Genomic DNA, 14,744 nt, shown 5'->3' with positions numbered 1-14,744 from the left:
AAGCCTAACAAAAACTTAAGAATAATATTTGATCGAAGGGTCAAATTCGCGCTAGCTTTCATCATAACCAACGGGAGAACGATCTCATGAAACACATTTTGACAGCCGCCGGTCTGGCGCTTGCTTCTGTCGGCGCGGCCCAGGCTGCGGATGACGTGAAACTGCAGCTGAAATGGGTGACACAGGCACAGTTCGCAGGCTACTATGTGGCACTGGACAAAGGCTTTTACGAAGCTGAGGATCTGAATGTCACCATCTTGCCGGGGGGACCGGACATTGCCCCAACCCAGGTGATTGCAGGCGGTGGCGCTGATGTCACGGTTGAATGGATGCCTGCGGCCCTGGCGGCGCGCGAGAAGGGCCTGCCCTTGGTCAATATCGCCCAGCCTTACAAAAGCTCCGGCATGCAGCTGACCTGCTGGAATGACACTGGTATTGCCGAGCCTTCTGACCTGTCCAACCGTACGCTGGGTGTTTGGTTCTTTGGCAATGAGTTCCCCTTCATGAGCTGGATGAGCAAACTGGGGATCTCGACTGAAGCCAAGGGCGAGATGGGTGTCGAGGTTCTAAAGCAGGGCTTTAACGTGGATCCGCTGTTGCAGCGCCAGGCTGATTGTATTTCAACCATGACCTACAATGAATATTGGCAGGTGATCGATTCTGGTGTGTCCGCAGATGAGCTGATCACCTTCAAATACGAGGACCAGGGCGTGGCCACGCTGGAAGATGGTCTTTATGTTCTGGAAGAAAACCTGGACGATCCAGCCTTTGTCTCCAAGATGGAACGTTTTGTGCGCGCCTCTATGCAGGGCTGGAAATATGCCGAAGCCAATCCTGATGAAGCAGCGGAAATCATTTTGGAAAACGATGCGTCTGGCGCGCAGACCGAAGTGCACCAGCAGCGCATGATGCGCGAAGTTGCCAAGCTGACGGCAGGCAGCAACGGGGCACTTGACCCTGCGGACTACGAGCGCACGGTTCAGACCCTGCTCGAAGGTGGCTCTTCACCGGTTATCACCAAAATGCCTGAAGGCGCCTGGACCCATGTCATCACTGATGCGGCTTTGAAGTAACGCTTTGGTGCTTTGGGCTGTGAATGGCCCTGAGATTTAACATCAACAAAAAACCCGCCAAACCGTTTGGTTTGGCGGGTTTTTTGTTGATGTCTCGCGTCTCGATCAAAACCGGGTAGGCCTAGATTTGTTCTAGGAAGCCGCCGTATTGTCCGCGTTTAAAGATCAGTCCTTTGCCAGGTCGGGTGGTCACTTGGGTCACTTGACCTAGAATGATTGTGTGATCTCCGGCGGGGTGGGCTGCAAATTTCTGGCATTCAAACCGCGCGATGCTGCCGGACAGGGCAGGGGTGCCAGCCCGGCTCTTGCGCCAGTTTTCCTGGGTGAAACCTTCACCATTACGGGCGAAATGCTCAGCTTGCTCAAGCTGGTCTTCAGCAAGCACATGAATGGCAAAACGCTCAGCCGCGACAAAGGCATCGTGGCGCAGAGAATTGCCTGCAGGACACCAGAGCAACAAAGGCGGCTCAAGCGAGACAGATGTGAAGCTATTGACTGTAATCGCCAGCGGGCCGCTCTCTGTCAGGGTCGTTACAACTGTAACGCCAGTGGCAAAACACCCCAGGGCATCCCGATAGGCCCGAGCCGTATCAGCGCCGGGAATAAAACTGGTTTCTGGCATTGCGGCCTCGCTTCAGGTCTTTTTGCCTGCCTGCCATGTGCTGCCATGATTGTCCACTGGATTGAGGTCTTCCAAGAGCCGCCCATGGCGCTGAGTCTGCTCAATGACCTGCAAGAGGCTGTTAAAGCCGCGGGCCTGCAACATGGGGATCATTTGCACCAGGGCGCAGGCTGTTGCCTGGGCGTCTCCCAGGGCGGTGTGGCGCAGCGCAGGGGGAATGGTGATGTCCAGCCGTTCACAGAGCGCATCCAATGTATGGGGTACTGAGGCCCCAAACAGAACCGCGCTGAGCAATACCGTGTCCAGGATCGGATGATCCCAGGCCAGCCCGCTTGCCTTGGCGTGGCGACGCAGAAAGGCCATGTCAAAGGGGGCGTTATGGGCGACAATCACCGCATCCGTGGCAAAAAGGTGAAACTCTGCCGCAGCCTCTGCGATATCTGGTGCCCCCTGCACCATGGCGGTGCTCACCCCATGAACGCGGGTCGAGGCCTCAGGGATAGGGCGCCCTGGATCGACCAGCGTGTTCAATTCTTCGCCCTCTATCAGTCGACCATTCAAAACCCTGACAGCACCGATTTGTACGATGTCATCCTTGTGCGGCAATAGTCCTGTGGTTTCGGTGTCAAACACCGCAAAACACAGCTGGTTCAACGGTTGATCGCCAATGTCCTGGGGCGCGCGATTCAGGAGGTCAAAATCATAGACCAGGGGCCGCGCCGCCTCTGGTGCAATTTTGGCAAGGGCCGCATCAAAGATCAGCACATATCCCTCGCCTGGACCCAGGGGTTTAAGAGTGACGGTATAACTCTGGGTTTCATCCCTGCCAGCAACCTGGGCCTGCACGTCTTTGCCAGTTTTGACCATGTGATCATAGGCGGCCTCCAGTGCGATCTGATCCAGATAGTCAAACAGGCAGGCATTGAGGCGTGGGTGGGCGATCTGCGCCAGAACCCCGGCGGCCTGAGCGTCATACAAAACGATACGGTGATCCGCCCCCAGCATGACTGTCGCCACAGGGAGCTCGCTCAGCAGGGTGGTCAGCTGGCGTTTGTCTTCTTCCAGCCGGGCTGTTTCCTCGGCAATACTGCGCGCAGTGAGCAGTGTGGTGTCGCCAAGCTGCCCGGCTAACCCGGCTGCCGCAGGAGCCAGGTCCCCTAGATAGCGGGCGGTTTTCGCGTCAATCCCGCGTGATACGCCTCCATGGGCGCGCAGCCGCATCTCTACTGCCAGGGCCTCAATGGGCTTGGCAACATTTTCGTCGAACAACAGCCAGATCCCGGCGCAGAGCCCCAGAATTGCAAAGGTTCCCAGCAGGCCCGCAAAAACAAAGGGATCCATCAAGGCAGGTGTCGCGGCGCGGTGATAGCTCAGCCACAGACTTCCCAGGCTCACCGCGATCGCGCCTAGGGCCAGCAGGCAAAAAAACAAAAAGATCCGCAGACGAAGGCTCAGATGGGTCAACATGGGTCAGCCTCCACAGATGGTTGTCAACAGCGTATCGTCGCGCGGCGGAGAGACCCAGTTCGCTCCGGCAATCTCGCCGTCCTGGGAAAATTCGGTCTCTGCCTCGACCACCGCACGACGCCAATCGCCGCAATCCGCCAGGACGCTTAGCTGGCTGATGGGGGCCCAGCGGCCAAAAAAGAAGACCTCCGCCAGATGGCGGTCGGGTTGTTCGGGATGATTGCGCAGGGTGGCCATATCCACCGCAACAAAGCGTTCGTTCAGAGGCACCAGAAAGGTCCAGGGGCGATAAAGCTTGCGGCTCTCCACCACCTCGGCCACCACCAGCCCTTCGGGCAGATTGGCCTCAGTGCGGCTGTACCAGCTGTACTCTGAGGCAATTGTGACGCCGATCATCGCCAGGCCTGCCGCCACAGGCGCCAGCCAGCGCGGCAGGCGGGAACCAATGGCACTGTTGAGCAGCATCACCACCCCGGCAACAGCAAAACCGGCAAAAATCACAGCGATCAGTTCCAGAAACATCTTTCCCCCAAGACTGCCCGGGTGTTGTGTCACCCTGGGCTTATCATCTTTCCAAAAATATTCCCGCCGGAGGCTTCGACAATAGCCCCAAGCGATGCGTTATCCCAACATGCCCTTACCGTGCCCCAGCGCCGATTGCATTGTTTTTACCACGACAAAAGCATCGCGCAGATGACTTCGCTCAAAGTCGGACAAATCGGACGGGGCCAAATAGTTGTCCGGTGCCTGTCCCTTGCGCACCAGATCCGCCTGATGTTCTAGCCGGGTCTGAGCAATCAGGTCATAGGCATCCAGCAGGTCGCGGGCGCCGCTGCTGCTGATCACCCCCAAGGCGGCGCCAGCTTCCAGGCGGGCACGGGTGTTCACGGCAGAGATTTTGCCCTGCAGCGCATAGATACGCCCCAGATCGGTCACAGGCACCACGCCATTGTGTTTCATGTCCAGGGTGTTGCGGTGCTCGCCAGAGCGGATGGTGGCAAAGCTGCGCAAAAGCCCCAGCGGCGGCGTGTGTTTCAATGCGTTTGAAGTCAAATGGGCCACAAAGATCGAATTGGCGCTGGCCGCGGCTAATACTTGCGCTTGCAGCCCTTCAAACAGGCTCACATCGCCGCCGATGGGGCGCAGATCGAACATGACCGAGGCCAGCATTTGCGCTTCGGGGCCCGGTTTGGTGATCCAGCCGCCAAAGTAATCGCGCCAGATGCGCAGGGGCTGGCGCCAGCGTGGATTGGTCGCCATCATGTCGCCCGGGCAATAGACGTAGCCGCAGGTGTTCAGCCCGTCACAGACAAATTCCGCTAGGGCGGAAAAATAGCCGTCATGCGCGTTTGTTGCCGCGTCTGACAGGATCAGGCAGTTGTCCTGGTCCGAGACCCCGGTCTGCTCCTGACGTCCCTGGCTGCCACAAGCGAGCCAGAGATAGGGCACCGGGGCAGGGCCAAGCCTGCGTTCGGCCAGGGTGAGCAGCCGTCTGGTTACGGTATCGGCGATATCGGTGATCAAACGGGTTACCACCTCATGCCGGTTGCCGCCTGCGACCAGTTGCACCAAAAGCCGCGGTATTTCAGCGGTGACCCTGGCCATATCCTCGGCGCTCATGGCGCGAGCGATGCTGGAGACCAACTCGGCAGAGCTGACTGCCTGAAATCGGGTCAGGTCGGTCTGGGTGATAATCCCGACCAATTGCTGGTTCTGTACCACTGGAATATGGCCGATATGATGTTCCATCATCGCGTGCAACACGTCAGACCCAATGGCCGAAGGCGGCAGGCTGCGCGGATCTTTGGTCATGACCTGCGACACCGGGGTCGAAATGGGCAGACCCTCGGCCAGCAGTTTTTCCGTTAGATCACGCGTGGTCAGAATTCCAAGTAGCTCGTCGCCATCGCTGATACAGACACATGAGATATGATGTTGGCGCATCAGTTGCGCCGCCCCCTGGCAGGTGAGGCCCGGAGAACAGGTCACGGGCGGCGCTGCCATGAAGCTTTCAGCGCGGGTTGTGGTCAGACCATTTTGAATGGGTGTTTCCGGGCGACGGCGATCAAAGAACCGTTTGACCGCAGGCTCCGCCTGCATCAGGGCGTCAAAATCCAGTCGGGGCAGGAGCAAGAGCACGGTAGCCATGCTGGCCCGCGCCGATGTTGCTGCGCGGCCTCCGCGTGTCAGCCCGCGTTCGCCAAAGGAGTTCCGTGGCCCCAGGATCGAGATCGCCATGCCGTTGTCGTCAAAGACCTCTACCTCTCCGTGGTGGACCAGGTACAGCCCGGCGAGATCGGTGCCAAGCTCATAGATGCTGTCTCCGGATTTGACAGACAGAACTTGAAATTTTGGCGCCAAGTCGTGCAGCGTGGCGAGCTCCAGACTGTCATAGGGATGAACAGAGGTCAGAAAACGGATCAGATCGGTCTCAGTAATCGGCATCAAAGCACCTTTCTGAAAAGAGGCAACTTGCAAAGAGTGGGGATGCCCGCCCGGGCCGAAACCAGGGCGGGCATGAGGAGAAAAAAAGGACGGACCATGAGGGGGGAGCCTCAGGGAGAGTGGCCCGTCCAGTGGGGGATCAGTGATCCTGTGCTGCACCAGCACCACGGGGGATGCGCACGCTTTCGACCAGATCTTTGATCTCCTGCGGGGTTTCCTTGGTCATACCGGCCACAACATAGGCAACTGCAAAGTTGACCGCAGCGCCAATGGCACCAAAGGAGGTCGACTTGATTGTACCCAGCAGTGGGTCGGCATCGGTAAAGGAATTGGTGCCGGGAATGAACAGCCAGCCCTTATGCAGGAAGATGTAGATCAGGGTGACACCCAGACCAGCCAGCATACCTGCGACAGCACCGGTGTTGTTGATCTTCTTGGAGAAGATCCCCATCATCAGCGCCGGGAAGATCGAGGCCGCCGCGAGGCCAAAGGCCAGGGCCACGGTCTGCGCTGCAAAGCCGGGAGGGTTGAGACCCAGGTAGGTGGCAACCGCAATGGCAACCGCCATGGCAATACGGGCCGACAACAGCTCGCCTTTTTCCGAGATCTGCGGGTTGATCGAGCCCTTGATCAGATCGTGCGACACAGCCGAGGAGATCGCCAGCAACAGACCCGCCGCCGTTGACAGCGCCGCTGCCAGACCACCAGCGGCCACCAGACCAATTACCCAAGAAGGCAGGTTGGCGATTTCAGGGTTGGCCAGAACTAGGATATCCCGGTTGAACTTGGTCAGCTCGTTGCCTTCCCAGCCCATTTCAGCCGCTTTGGCTTGCATATCCGCGTTCTTGTCGTTGTAATACTGGATGTGGCCGTCGCCGTTCTTGTCTTCCCAAGCCAAGAGTCCGGTTTTTTCCCAGGTCGCCATCCAGTCATAGCGGGCATCGTTTTCGATCTGCTCGACAGAAACCGCCTGTGAATCCGTACCATTCGGCCACATCATGTCGGTGATGTTCAGACGTGCCATGGCGCCAACAGCAGGGGCGGTGAGATACAGCAGCGCAATAAACACCAGCGCCCAACCAGCCGACCAACGCGCATCCGACACTTTGGGAACGGTGAAGAAGCGCATGATAACATGGGGCAATCCAGCGGTGCCGATCATCAAAGACAGGGTGAACAGCACCATGTTGAAGGTATCAGCATGATGGGCGGTATATTCGTTAAAGCCCAGCTCGGCGACGATGGCGTCCAGCTTTTGCAGCAAAGGCTCACCCGAGGCCACGTGATCACCAAAGAGACCCAGCGCCGGGATTGGATTGCCGGTCAGCTGCAGTGAGATAAAGATGGCCGGAATTGTGTAGGCCATGATCAGCACGACATATTGGGCAACCTGGGTATAGGTCACACCCTTCATGCCGCCGAACACCGCGTAGGCGAACACAACACAGGCGCCGATCAACAGACCCGCAGTGTTGGAGACTTCGAGAAAGCGGCCAAAGGCTACGCCAACGCCAGTCATCTGACCAATCACGTAGGTGGTTGAGGCCACGATTAGACAGATCACTGCCACGATGCGTGCGGTAGGGCTGTAAAACCGGTCGCCGATGAACTCGGAGACGGTAAACTTGCCGAACTTGCGCAAGTAAGGCGCGAGCAGTAGCGCCAGAAGCACATAGCCGCCGGTCCAGCCCATCAGGAAGGAAGAGTTATCATAGCCGGTAAAGGCGATAAGGCCGGCCATCGAAATGAACGAGGCCGCAGACATCCAGTCGGCCGCCGTTGCCATACCGTTGGTGACGGGGTGCACGCCACGACCCGCAGCGTAGAATTCTGATGTGGAGCCCGCGCGTGCCCAGATTGCGATGCCGATATAGAGCGCAAAAGACGCGCCTACAAACAGCAGGTTGATGGTAAACTGATCCATTGTTTACTCCTCCTCAACGCCGAATTCACGGTCGAGACGGTTCATCCGCCAGGCGTAGAAAAAGATCAGACCCAAAAAGACCAGGATCGATCCCTGCTGGGCAAACCAAAAGCCCAGATCAGTGCCACCAACGGCAATGCCAGACAGCATTGGGCGCAGCAGGATGCCGAAACCAAATGAAACGACAGCCCAGATCACCAGGCTGACAAGAATGATCCGCACATTGGCCTGCCAATAGCCCTTATCGGCCTCGGCTGTCTGTGCAGCTTTTGTTGTTTGATCCGCCATGGCGGCTTCTCCTTCTTCCTCCAGGACCTGATTGGGGGGTCAATCAGGCAAACGCTCTCTGTTTGCCCGCGCCACTGTTTGGAAAAACAGGGTGTCGGACATGGCTCCGCCAATATGCTGGCCCGAGGGTCAGCAGAGATCGTCGGATTTTCCGGTTTGTGGTGTGGGGATCGGCTGAGCAGGCCAACCCCCTGGAAATTCTAGGTGTTACGCGGTGGCTTCGGTTACGATCTTGGCCAAGCCGCCGGAGATTGCTTCGATCTCTCCCATGGCATCAATTTTTTTCAACACGCCTTTGCCGTCGTAATAGGCAATGAGCGGCGCTGTCTGTTCATGATAGGCCGCCAGACGGCTGGCGACGGTTTCGGCATTGTCGTCGGCGCGGCGGGTCATGTTTTCGCTGCCGCATTTATCACAGGTACCGGCCACAGCGGGCTGCTTGAAGCTATCGTGGTAGCCCTCGCCACAGCCGCCGCAGGTGTAGCGACCAGAGACACGCGCCACCATGGCGCTGTCGTCGACTTCCAGACTGACGGCGGCGTTGATCTTCTGGCCGGTCTCAGCCAGCAAAACATCCAGCGCTTCGGCCTGCACGGTTGTTCGCGGAAAGCCATCCAGGATGACTCCCTTTGCACAGTCGGGTTCTGCCAGACGGTCGCGCAGGATATTGATGACGATCTCATCCGAGACCAAGCCACCGGATTCCATTACCGCCTTGGCAGCCTTGCCAGCCTCGGTGCCAGCGGCCACGGCAGCGCGCAGAAGATCCCCGGTGGAGAGCTGGACCAGGCCAAACCTCTCTTCCAGAACACGGGCTTGGGTGCCCTTCCCGGCGCCAGGAGGGCCGAGAAGGATCAAAACAGCAGGGCGGGTCATTACATCAGTTGTCATGCGAATTTATCCCTTGTTTGCCCGGTTGGCGATCAGATCATCGACCACCGATGGATCCGCCAGGGTCGAGGTGTCGCCCAATGCGCCAAAGTCGTTCTCTGCGATCTTGCGCAGGATGCGGCGCATGATCTTGCCTGAGCGGGTCTTAGGCAGGCCGGGGGCCCATTGGATCACGTCGGGGCTGGCGATCGGGCCGATCTCGGTACGCACCCAGGTGCGCAGCTCTTTCAGCAGCTCATCTGACGGCTCGCGGTCGTTCATCAGGGTGACATAGCAATAGATGCCCTGGCCCTTGATGTCATGGGGGTAGCCTACCACGGCGGCCTCGGCGACTGCGGCATGGGCGACCAGGGCGCTTTCGACCTCGGCGGTGCCCATCCGGTGACCAGAGACATTGATCACATCATCGACGCGACCGGTGATCCAGTAGTCTCCATCCTCGTCACGTCGGCACCCGTCACCGGTAAAGTAGTAGCCTTTGTAATCAGAGAAATAGGTCTTCTGGAAGCGCTCATGATCGCCCCAGACGGTGCGCATCTGGCCTGGCCAGCTGTCCTTGATGCAGAGAACACCCTCGACACCATTGCCAGAGATCTCTTCGCCGGACTGCGGATCCAGCACGACTGGCTGGATGCCAAAGAAGGGCTTCATCGCCGAGCCGGGCTTGGTGGCATGGGCACCAGGCAGGGGGGTCATCAGATGGCCACCGGTTTCGGTCTGCCACCAGGTGTCAACGATCGGGCAGCGGCCACCGCCGACAACATCGTTGTACCAGTTCCAGGCCTCGGGGTTGATTGGTTCCCCCACAGTGCCCAGCAGGCGCAGCGAGGAGAGATCACATTTCTCGACCCACTCGTTGCCCTGACCCATCAAAGCGCGCAGCGCAGTGGGAGCAGTGTAGAACTGGTTGACCTTGTGCTTTTCACAGACCTGCCAGAACCGGCTGGCGTCTGGATAGGTTGGTACGCCCTCGAACATCAAGGTGGTGGCACCATTGGCTAGTGGGCCGTAGACGATATAGCTGTGGCCGGTGACCCAGCCCACGTCAGCGGTACACCAGTAGATATCGCCATCATGGTAATCAAAAGTGATTTCATGGGTCATCGCCGCATAGGCGAGATAGCCCCCGGAGGTATGAACGACACCTTTGGGCTGGCCTGTCGAGCCGGAAGTGTAGAGCACAAAGAGCGGGTCTTCGGCGTTCATCTCTGCGGGTTTGCAGTAGTCGTTCGCTTCCAGCGCCATCTCGTTATAGTCATAGTCGCGATCAGCGACCCAGGTGGTCTGGCCGCCAGTGCGTTTGACCACCAAGCATTTCACCGTGTCCTTGCAATGCAAGAGGGCGGCGTCTGCGTTGGATTTCAGCGGAGTTTTGCGGCCACCACGGGGGGCTTCATCGGCGGTGATCACCACCTTGGCGTCGGAACCGTTGACGCGGGCCGCCAGGGCATCGGGACTGAAACCGGCAAATACAATAGAATGAATTGCGCCGATGCGGGCACAGGCCAGCATTGCATATGCCGCCTCGGGGATCATCGGGAGATAGATTACAACCCGGTCGCCTTTGCGCACGCCCATGGTTTCCAAAATATTGGCCATGCGGCAGGTGCGGCGGTGCAGCTCCTTATAGGTGATATGCTGCGCGGCCTCATTTGGATCATCGGGTTCAAAGATGATCGCGGTCTGGTCGCCACGGGTGTCCAGATGGCGGTCAATGCAGTTGGCCGAGACGTTCAGGGTGCCGTCAGAAAACCAGTTGATCGAGACTTCGCCAAAGTTGTAATTCACATCCTTCACAGTGGTGAAGGGTTTGATCCAGTCGATCCGTTTGCCGTGCTCCGCCCAAAAGGCTTCTGGATCGTTCAGCGAGGCGGCATACATTTCCTCATACTTTGCACTGTCCACATGGGCGCGGGCAACGGTTTCCTCGGATGGCGCGTGGGCCTGACCTTCGGGCTGCGGTGACATGCTATTCTCCTCCCAGATATTTCGTCGGTTCGACACCACAACTGCTAGGCGCGACTGTCAAACCGTTTCCTTCCCTAGCGGTGATCATAGGGAGAGTGGAAAATAAGTGAATAAGATACGGGAAAATAACGATTTGCTTGTAAATGAATTTCCTTTTTCGAGATGGTAAATGAAAATTTTTGACGTATCTGCATCTGAAATCCCTTTTGATTATAAGCATTAGGAGTCAACGCCCCGTCGGAGGGAATTCTGTAAAGGGTCGTAAAACAGCTGCTGAATTTGACCCAAAGCTGGTGTCTTGCCGATCTTTACCTGCGGCATTTTGTGCGTTTAGGGCTGAATCAAGCCCAGTTGATGGCTGGTTTGCGCAATTTTGTTACGGCCTCATCCTCCCGCGCGCATGAGATGTAAACTCTTCATCACTGCCGTTGTGTGGGCTTGGCATAGATGTTTCTTGCGGTTAGCCTATCGCCCAAGCGCTTGCTGGGCCCTCGCCCTTTCGGGCAGGAGACAGGGACAGGCGCATCATGGGAGAAGTACAGAATGAAGACGATTTTGACTGCCGCTGTTGCGGCTGCTGCTGGTTTTGCTCTGGTTGGGGAAGCTGCCGCGACTGAATGGAATGTATCGGTCTGGGGCAAGCGCCGCGCCTTTACCGAACATGTTGAAAAACTGGCTGAGCTGGTGAGCGCCAAAACCAACGGTGAATTCACCCTGAACATCAGCTATGGTGGTCTCTCCAAGAACAAAGAAAACCTGGATGGCATCTCTATTGGTGCCTTTGAAATGGCGCAGTTCTGTGCGGGCTACCACCGGGATAAGAACCCTTCGATCACCGTGCTGGAACTGCCGTTCCTGGGCGTGAACACTCTGGAAGAAGAGGTTGCCGTCAGCCATGCTGTCTATGGCCATGAGGCGGCGCAAAAGGATCTGGCGCGCTGGAATGCTAAGCTGCTGATGACCTCGCCGATGCCACAGTATAACATTGTTGGCACCGGCGAGCCTCGCGATGCGGTTGCCGAGTTCAAAGACATGCGTGTCCGTGCCACCGGCGGTATCGGCAAAGCCTTCTCTGCTGTGGGCGCCGTGCCAACATCCGTGACGGCGACCGAGGCCTATAACGCGATGGAATCAGGTGTTGTGGACACCGTCGCCTTTGCCCAGCACGCCCATCTGGCATTTGGCACCATCAACCGCGCTGAGTGGTGGACCGCCAACCTGAACCCAGGAACCGTGAACTGCCCAGTTGTGGTTAACACCGATGCCTATGATGCCCTGTCCGACGCAGAGCGTAGTGCCCTGGACAGCTCGGTAGACGAGGCGATTGATCACTACCTGGCCAATTACGGTGCGCTGCTCGCCAAATGGGACACTGTGCTGGAAGAAAAGGGCGTGACCAAGGTCATGCTGCCTGAGGCCGAACTGGCTGCCTTCCGCGCCACAGCGGCTGACCCGATCCGTGAACAGTGGATCAAAGACATGGAAGCACAGGGCATTCCTGGTCAAGAGCTCTATGATCTGGTGATGAAAACACTGGAAGACACCCGCGCAGGCAACTAAGCCGCGTTTTACAGGATCGGGGCTGAGAGACATCTCTCGGCCCCGATTTTTATGTTCTGGAACTCTCTAACGAAAGGTGGGCCCCATGGCGGGAAACGCCGCGGTGCTGGAAGATGGCAGCTTGATTAGCCGTCTTGACCGCAAATTGCTAAAGCTGGAGCAGCTGCTTGCGCTCGTCAGCGGGTTGGCTGTCTTTTCTCTTATGTTGCTGGCTGTTGTGTCCGTTGGGGGCCGCAACGCGATGAATGCGCCGCTGCCTGGCTATGTTGACTGGATTGAACAAGCCATGCCCCTGATTGCCTTTATGGGGATCGCCTATGTGCAGCGCGATGGTAGCCATATTCGTATGGATATTGTCATCGGCGCGCTCAAGGGGCGCGCACTTTGGTTGTTCGAGTTGCTCTCGGTGCTGTTGATCCTGGTGCTGATGCTGGCCCTGGTCTGGGGCAGTTGGTCGCATTTTACCCGCTCTTTCGATTTTGCAGCGCCACTGTGGAGCCGGGATAGCTCCATCGATATCGGCCTGCCGATCTGGCCGGCAAAACTGTTGGCGCCAGTGGCGTTTTCTGTCCTATGTCTGCGGCTCTTGCTGCAGGCCTGGGGGTATGGACGGGCAATGGTGCTGGGGCTGGAGGCTCCGGTTGCGGTGCCACTGATCCAAGACGCGGCCGAGCAGGCGGCAGCAGAGGCAGAAGCATTAAGCGGTCACGACAATGACGCCATCGGCGGGCAGGGGTAACGGGCATGGAACCAATTGAAATTGGCCTCTGGGTCACGAGCTTTTTGCTGGTGCTGGTTGTCGTCGGCATGCGGGTGGCCTTTGCCGCCGGCCTCGCCGGTCTTGTTGGGCTGGTCTGGATCTTCTGGGCCAAGTTCGGCTATAGCCCCGACAAATTTGGCAAGGCGCTCACCGTGTCGGTCAAAATTGCCGGGCAAGTGCCGCATTCCAAGGTCTCCAGTCAGGCGCTGAGCCTGATTCCGACCTTTATTCTGATCGGCTATCTGGCCTATTACGCCGGTCTCACCCGCGCCCTATTCGAGGCCGCCAAACGCTGGATTGCCTGGCTGCCTGGGGGGCTTGCGGTTTCAACCGTGTTTGCCACCGCCGGCTTTGCCGCCGTTTCCGGGGCCTCCGTGGCGACCTCGGCCGTTTTTGCCCGTATCGCCATCCCCGAGATGCTGGCGATTGGCTATAACAAACGCTTTGCCGCCGGTGTGGTGGCGGCGGCAGGCACCTTGGCCTCGCTGATCCCGCCCTCGGCCATTTTGGTGATCTATGCGATCATTGTGGAACAGGACGTGGGCAAGCTCTTGCTGGCGGGCTTTATTCCCGGTGCCTTTAGTGCTGTGGTCTATGTTCTGTTGATCGTCGGCATTGCCCTCGTTTTCAAAAACGTCGGTCCACCGGTCAAGGGCTTTACCTGGCGCCAGCGTTTTGAATCACTGCCCGGCGCGCTGCCAATTGTCTTTGTCGTCGTGATCATCATCTGCTTTGTCTACAACCCCTTTGGCGGCGATGCCTGGGGCACCCCAACCGAGGGCGGTGCTTTGGGGGCCTTTGTGGTCTTCTGTATGGCGCTGTGGCGCGGCATGCGCTGGGGCGAGTTCAAATCGGCTCTGCTGGAAACCGCGAAATTGACTGTGATGATCTTTACAATCATCTGGGGCGTGTTGATCTATGTGCGCTTCTTAGGCTTTGCAGATCTGCCCGGCGCCTTCTCTGACTGGATCACCAGCCTCGAGATGTCGCCGATGGTCATTCTTGTCTGTATCCTGCTGGCCTATGCGGTGCTGGGGATGTTCATGGATGCCATTGGCATGCTCTTGCTGACCCTGCCGGTGGTCTACCCGGCAGTAATGGCCTTGAACGGCGGCGAAAGCGTTGCCGCTGCCGACAGTGCCTTTGGCATGTCGGGGCCGATGTGTGCGATCTGGTTTGGCATTCTGGTGGTGAAAATGGCCGAGTTCTGCCTGATCACCCCGCCCATCGGTCTCAATTGTTTTGTTGTGGCTGGGGTGCGCGATGATCTGAGCGTGCAGGATGTGTTCCGCGGCGTGATGCCCTTCTTCATCGCGGATGGTGTGACCATTGCGCTCTTGGTGGCTTTCCCGTCCATTGTGCTCTACCTGCCGAGCCTTGCGCAGTAAGGGGCTTATAGGTCGCATCTGATCCCAAAAAGGGGGCGAAAAGACTAAAGTCTTTTCCCAAACCAGGTATTCACCACCACCGCCGAGGGTTTCATCAATTTCAACCGGCTTGCATTCAGCAAATGGAACGTCGAAAGTGTTGAAGGGCAATTGACTGAGATCACATCCATCCGGGCCACCATCTGATCAAGGCTCTCCCAATAGGTGGCCTCCACATCAGCCTCAATTTCGGGGCGTAACCGGCATCGATTGTTGTAGTGGATCTGCATCCCAGAGGCGCGGGCCCGTCCCGCCACGGCCTGGCCAATCTGGCCCATCCCCAAAATGCCAAGGCGTCGCCCAGCCAGACGCCCCCCCA

The 14,744-nt window shown here is 57.9% G+C and carries 12 protein-coding genes and 1 pseudogene; 4 read left to right on the top strand and 9 right to left on the bottom strand.

What is annotated here, in order from left to right:
* The first annotated feature begins 86 nt into the window (after positions 1-86).
* The gene (locus MED193_RS05260; RefSeq protein WP_009808619.1) at positions 87-1,073 is read left to right on the top strand and encodes an ABC transporter substrate-binding protein; all 987 of its coding nucleotides are present in this window, start codon (positions 87-89) and stop codon (positions 1,071-1,073) included.
* A 121-nt stretch (positions 1,074-1,194) separates the two neighbouring features.
* Here MED193_RS05260 and MED193_RS05255 read toward each other — a convergent pair whose 3' ends face one another.
* From MED193_RS05255 to acs, 8 genes are all read right to left on the bottom strand, one after another.
* The gene (locus MED193_RS05255; protein WP_009808617.1) at positions 1,195-1,695 is read right to left on the bottom strand and encodes a flavin reductase family protein; all 501 of its coding nucleotides are present in this window, start codon (positions 1,693-1,695) and stop codon (positions 1,195-1,197) included.
* A gap of 12 nt (positions 1,696-1,707) precedes the next feature.
* Positions 1,708-3,162 carry a 3'-5' exonuclease gene (locus tag MED193_RS05250; RefSeq protein WP_009808616.1) on the bottom strand — a complete coding sequence of 485 codons (1,455 nt, stop codon included), beginning with the start codon at positions 3,160-3,162 and terminating at the stop codon, positions 1,708-1,710.
* A gap of 3 nt (positions 3,163-3,165) precedes the next feature.
* The gene (locus MED193_RS05245; RefSeq protein ID WP_009808615.1) at positions 3,166-3,684 is read right to left on the bottom strand and encodes a hypothetical protein; all 519 of its coding nucleotides are present in this window, start codon (positions 3,682-3,684) and stop codon (positions 3,166-3,168) included.
* Between the two features lie 99 nt (positions 3,685-3,783).
* Positions 3,784-5,607 (bottom strand): DUF294 nucleotidyltransferase-like domain-containing protein, encoded by a 1,824-nt coding sequence (locus MED193_RS05240; protein WP_009808614.1) that lies wholly within the window; start codon positions 5,605-5,607, stop codon positions 3,784-3,786.
* Between the two features lie 139 nt (positions 5,608-5,746).
* The gene (locus MED193_RS05235; protein ID WP_009808613.1) at positions 5,747-7,531 is read right to left on the bottom strand and encodes a sodium:solute symporter family protein; all 1,785 of its coding nucleotides are present in this window, start codon (positions 7,529-7,531) and stop codon (positions 5,747-5,749) included.
* Between the two features lie 3 nt (positions 7,532-7,534).
* Positions 7,535-7,819, bottom strand: a complete 285-nt coding sequence (locus tag MED193_RS05230; RefSeq protein WP_009808612.1) for a DUF4212 domain-containing protein — start codon at positions 7,817-7,819, stop codon at positions 7,535-7,537.
* A 207-nt stretch (positions 7,820-8,026) separates the two neighbouring features.
* On the bottom strand, positions 8,027-8,710 hold the full coding sequence (locus MED193_RS05225) for an adenylate kinase (RefSeq protein WP_009808611.1): 684 nt from the start codon (positions 8,708-8,710) through the stop codon (positions 8,027-8,029).
* A gap of 6 nt (positions 8,711-8,716) precedes the next feature.
* Positions 8,717-10,678: an acetate--CoA ligase gene (gene acs, locus MED193_RS05220; RefSeq protein ID WP_009808610.1), complete on the bottom strand. Its 1,962-nt coding sequence runs from the start codon at positions 10,676-10,678 to the stop codon at positions 8,717-8,719.
* Positions 10,679-11,221: 543 nt separating this feature from the next.
* On the opposite strand from acs, the gene MED193_RS05215 reads away from it, so the two are divergent.
* The 3 genes from MED193_RS05215 to MED193_RS05205 all read left to right on the top strand — a co-directional run bounded on the left by MED193_RS05215 (position 11,222) and on the right by MED193_RS05205 (position 14,386).
* A complete protein-coding gene (locus tag MED193_RS05215; protein ID WP_009808608.1) occupies positions 11,222-12,238 on the top strand; it encodes a C4-dicarboxylate TRAP transporter substrate-binding protein in 1,017 nt (338 codons plus the stop codon).
* A gap of 85 nt (positions 12,239-12,323) precedes the next feature.
* Complete coding sequence (locus MED193_RS05210) at positions 12,324-12,977, top strand: TRAP transporter small permease subunit (RefSeq protein ID WP_009808607.1); 654 nt, start codon at positions 12,324-12,326, stop codon at positions 12,975-12,977.
* A 5-nt stretch (positions 12,978-12,982) separates the two neighbouring features.
* Positions 12,983-14,386, top strand: coding sequence for a TRAP transporter large permease (locus tag MED193_RS05205; RefSeq protein WP_009808606.1), 1,404 nt, complete (start codon positions 12,983-12,985; stop codon positions 14,384-14,386).
* Between the two features lie 65 nt (positions 14,387-14,451).
* Here the strand turns inward: MED193_RS05205 and MED193_RS05200 are convergent.
* Positions 14,452-14,744 (bottom strand): annotated as a pseudogene (locus MED193_RS05200) (NAD(P)-dependent oxidoreductase); the annotation flags it as partial.

The organism is Roseobacter sp. MED193, assembly GCF_000152965.1.
GTDB lineage: Bacteria > Pseudomonadota > Alphaproteobacteria > Rhodobacterales > Rhodobacteraceae > Pseudophaeobacter.
The sequence above is the reverse complement of the archived record's forward strand: the minus strand, read 5'-3'. Positions and strand labels throughout refer to the sequence as shown.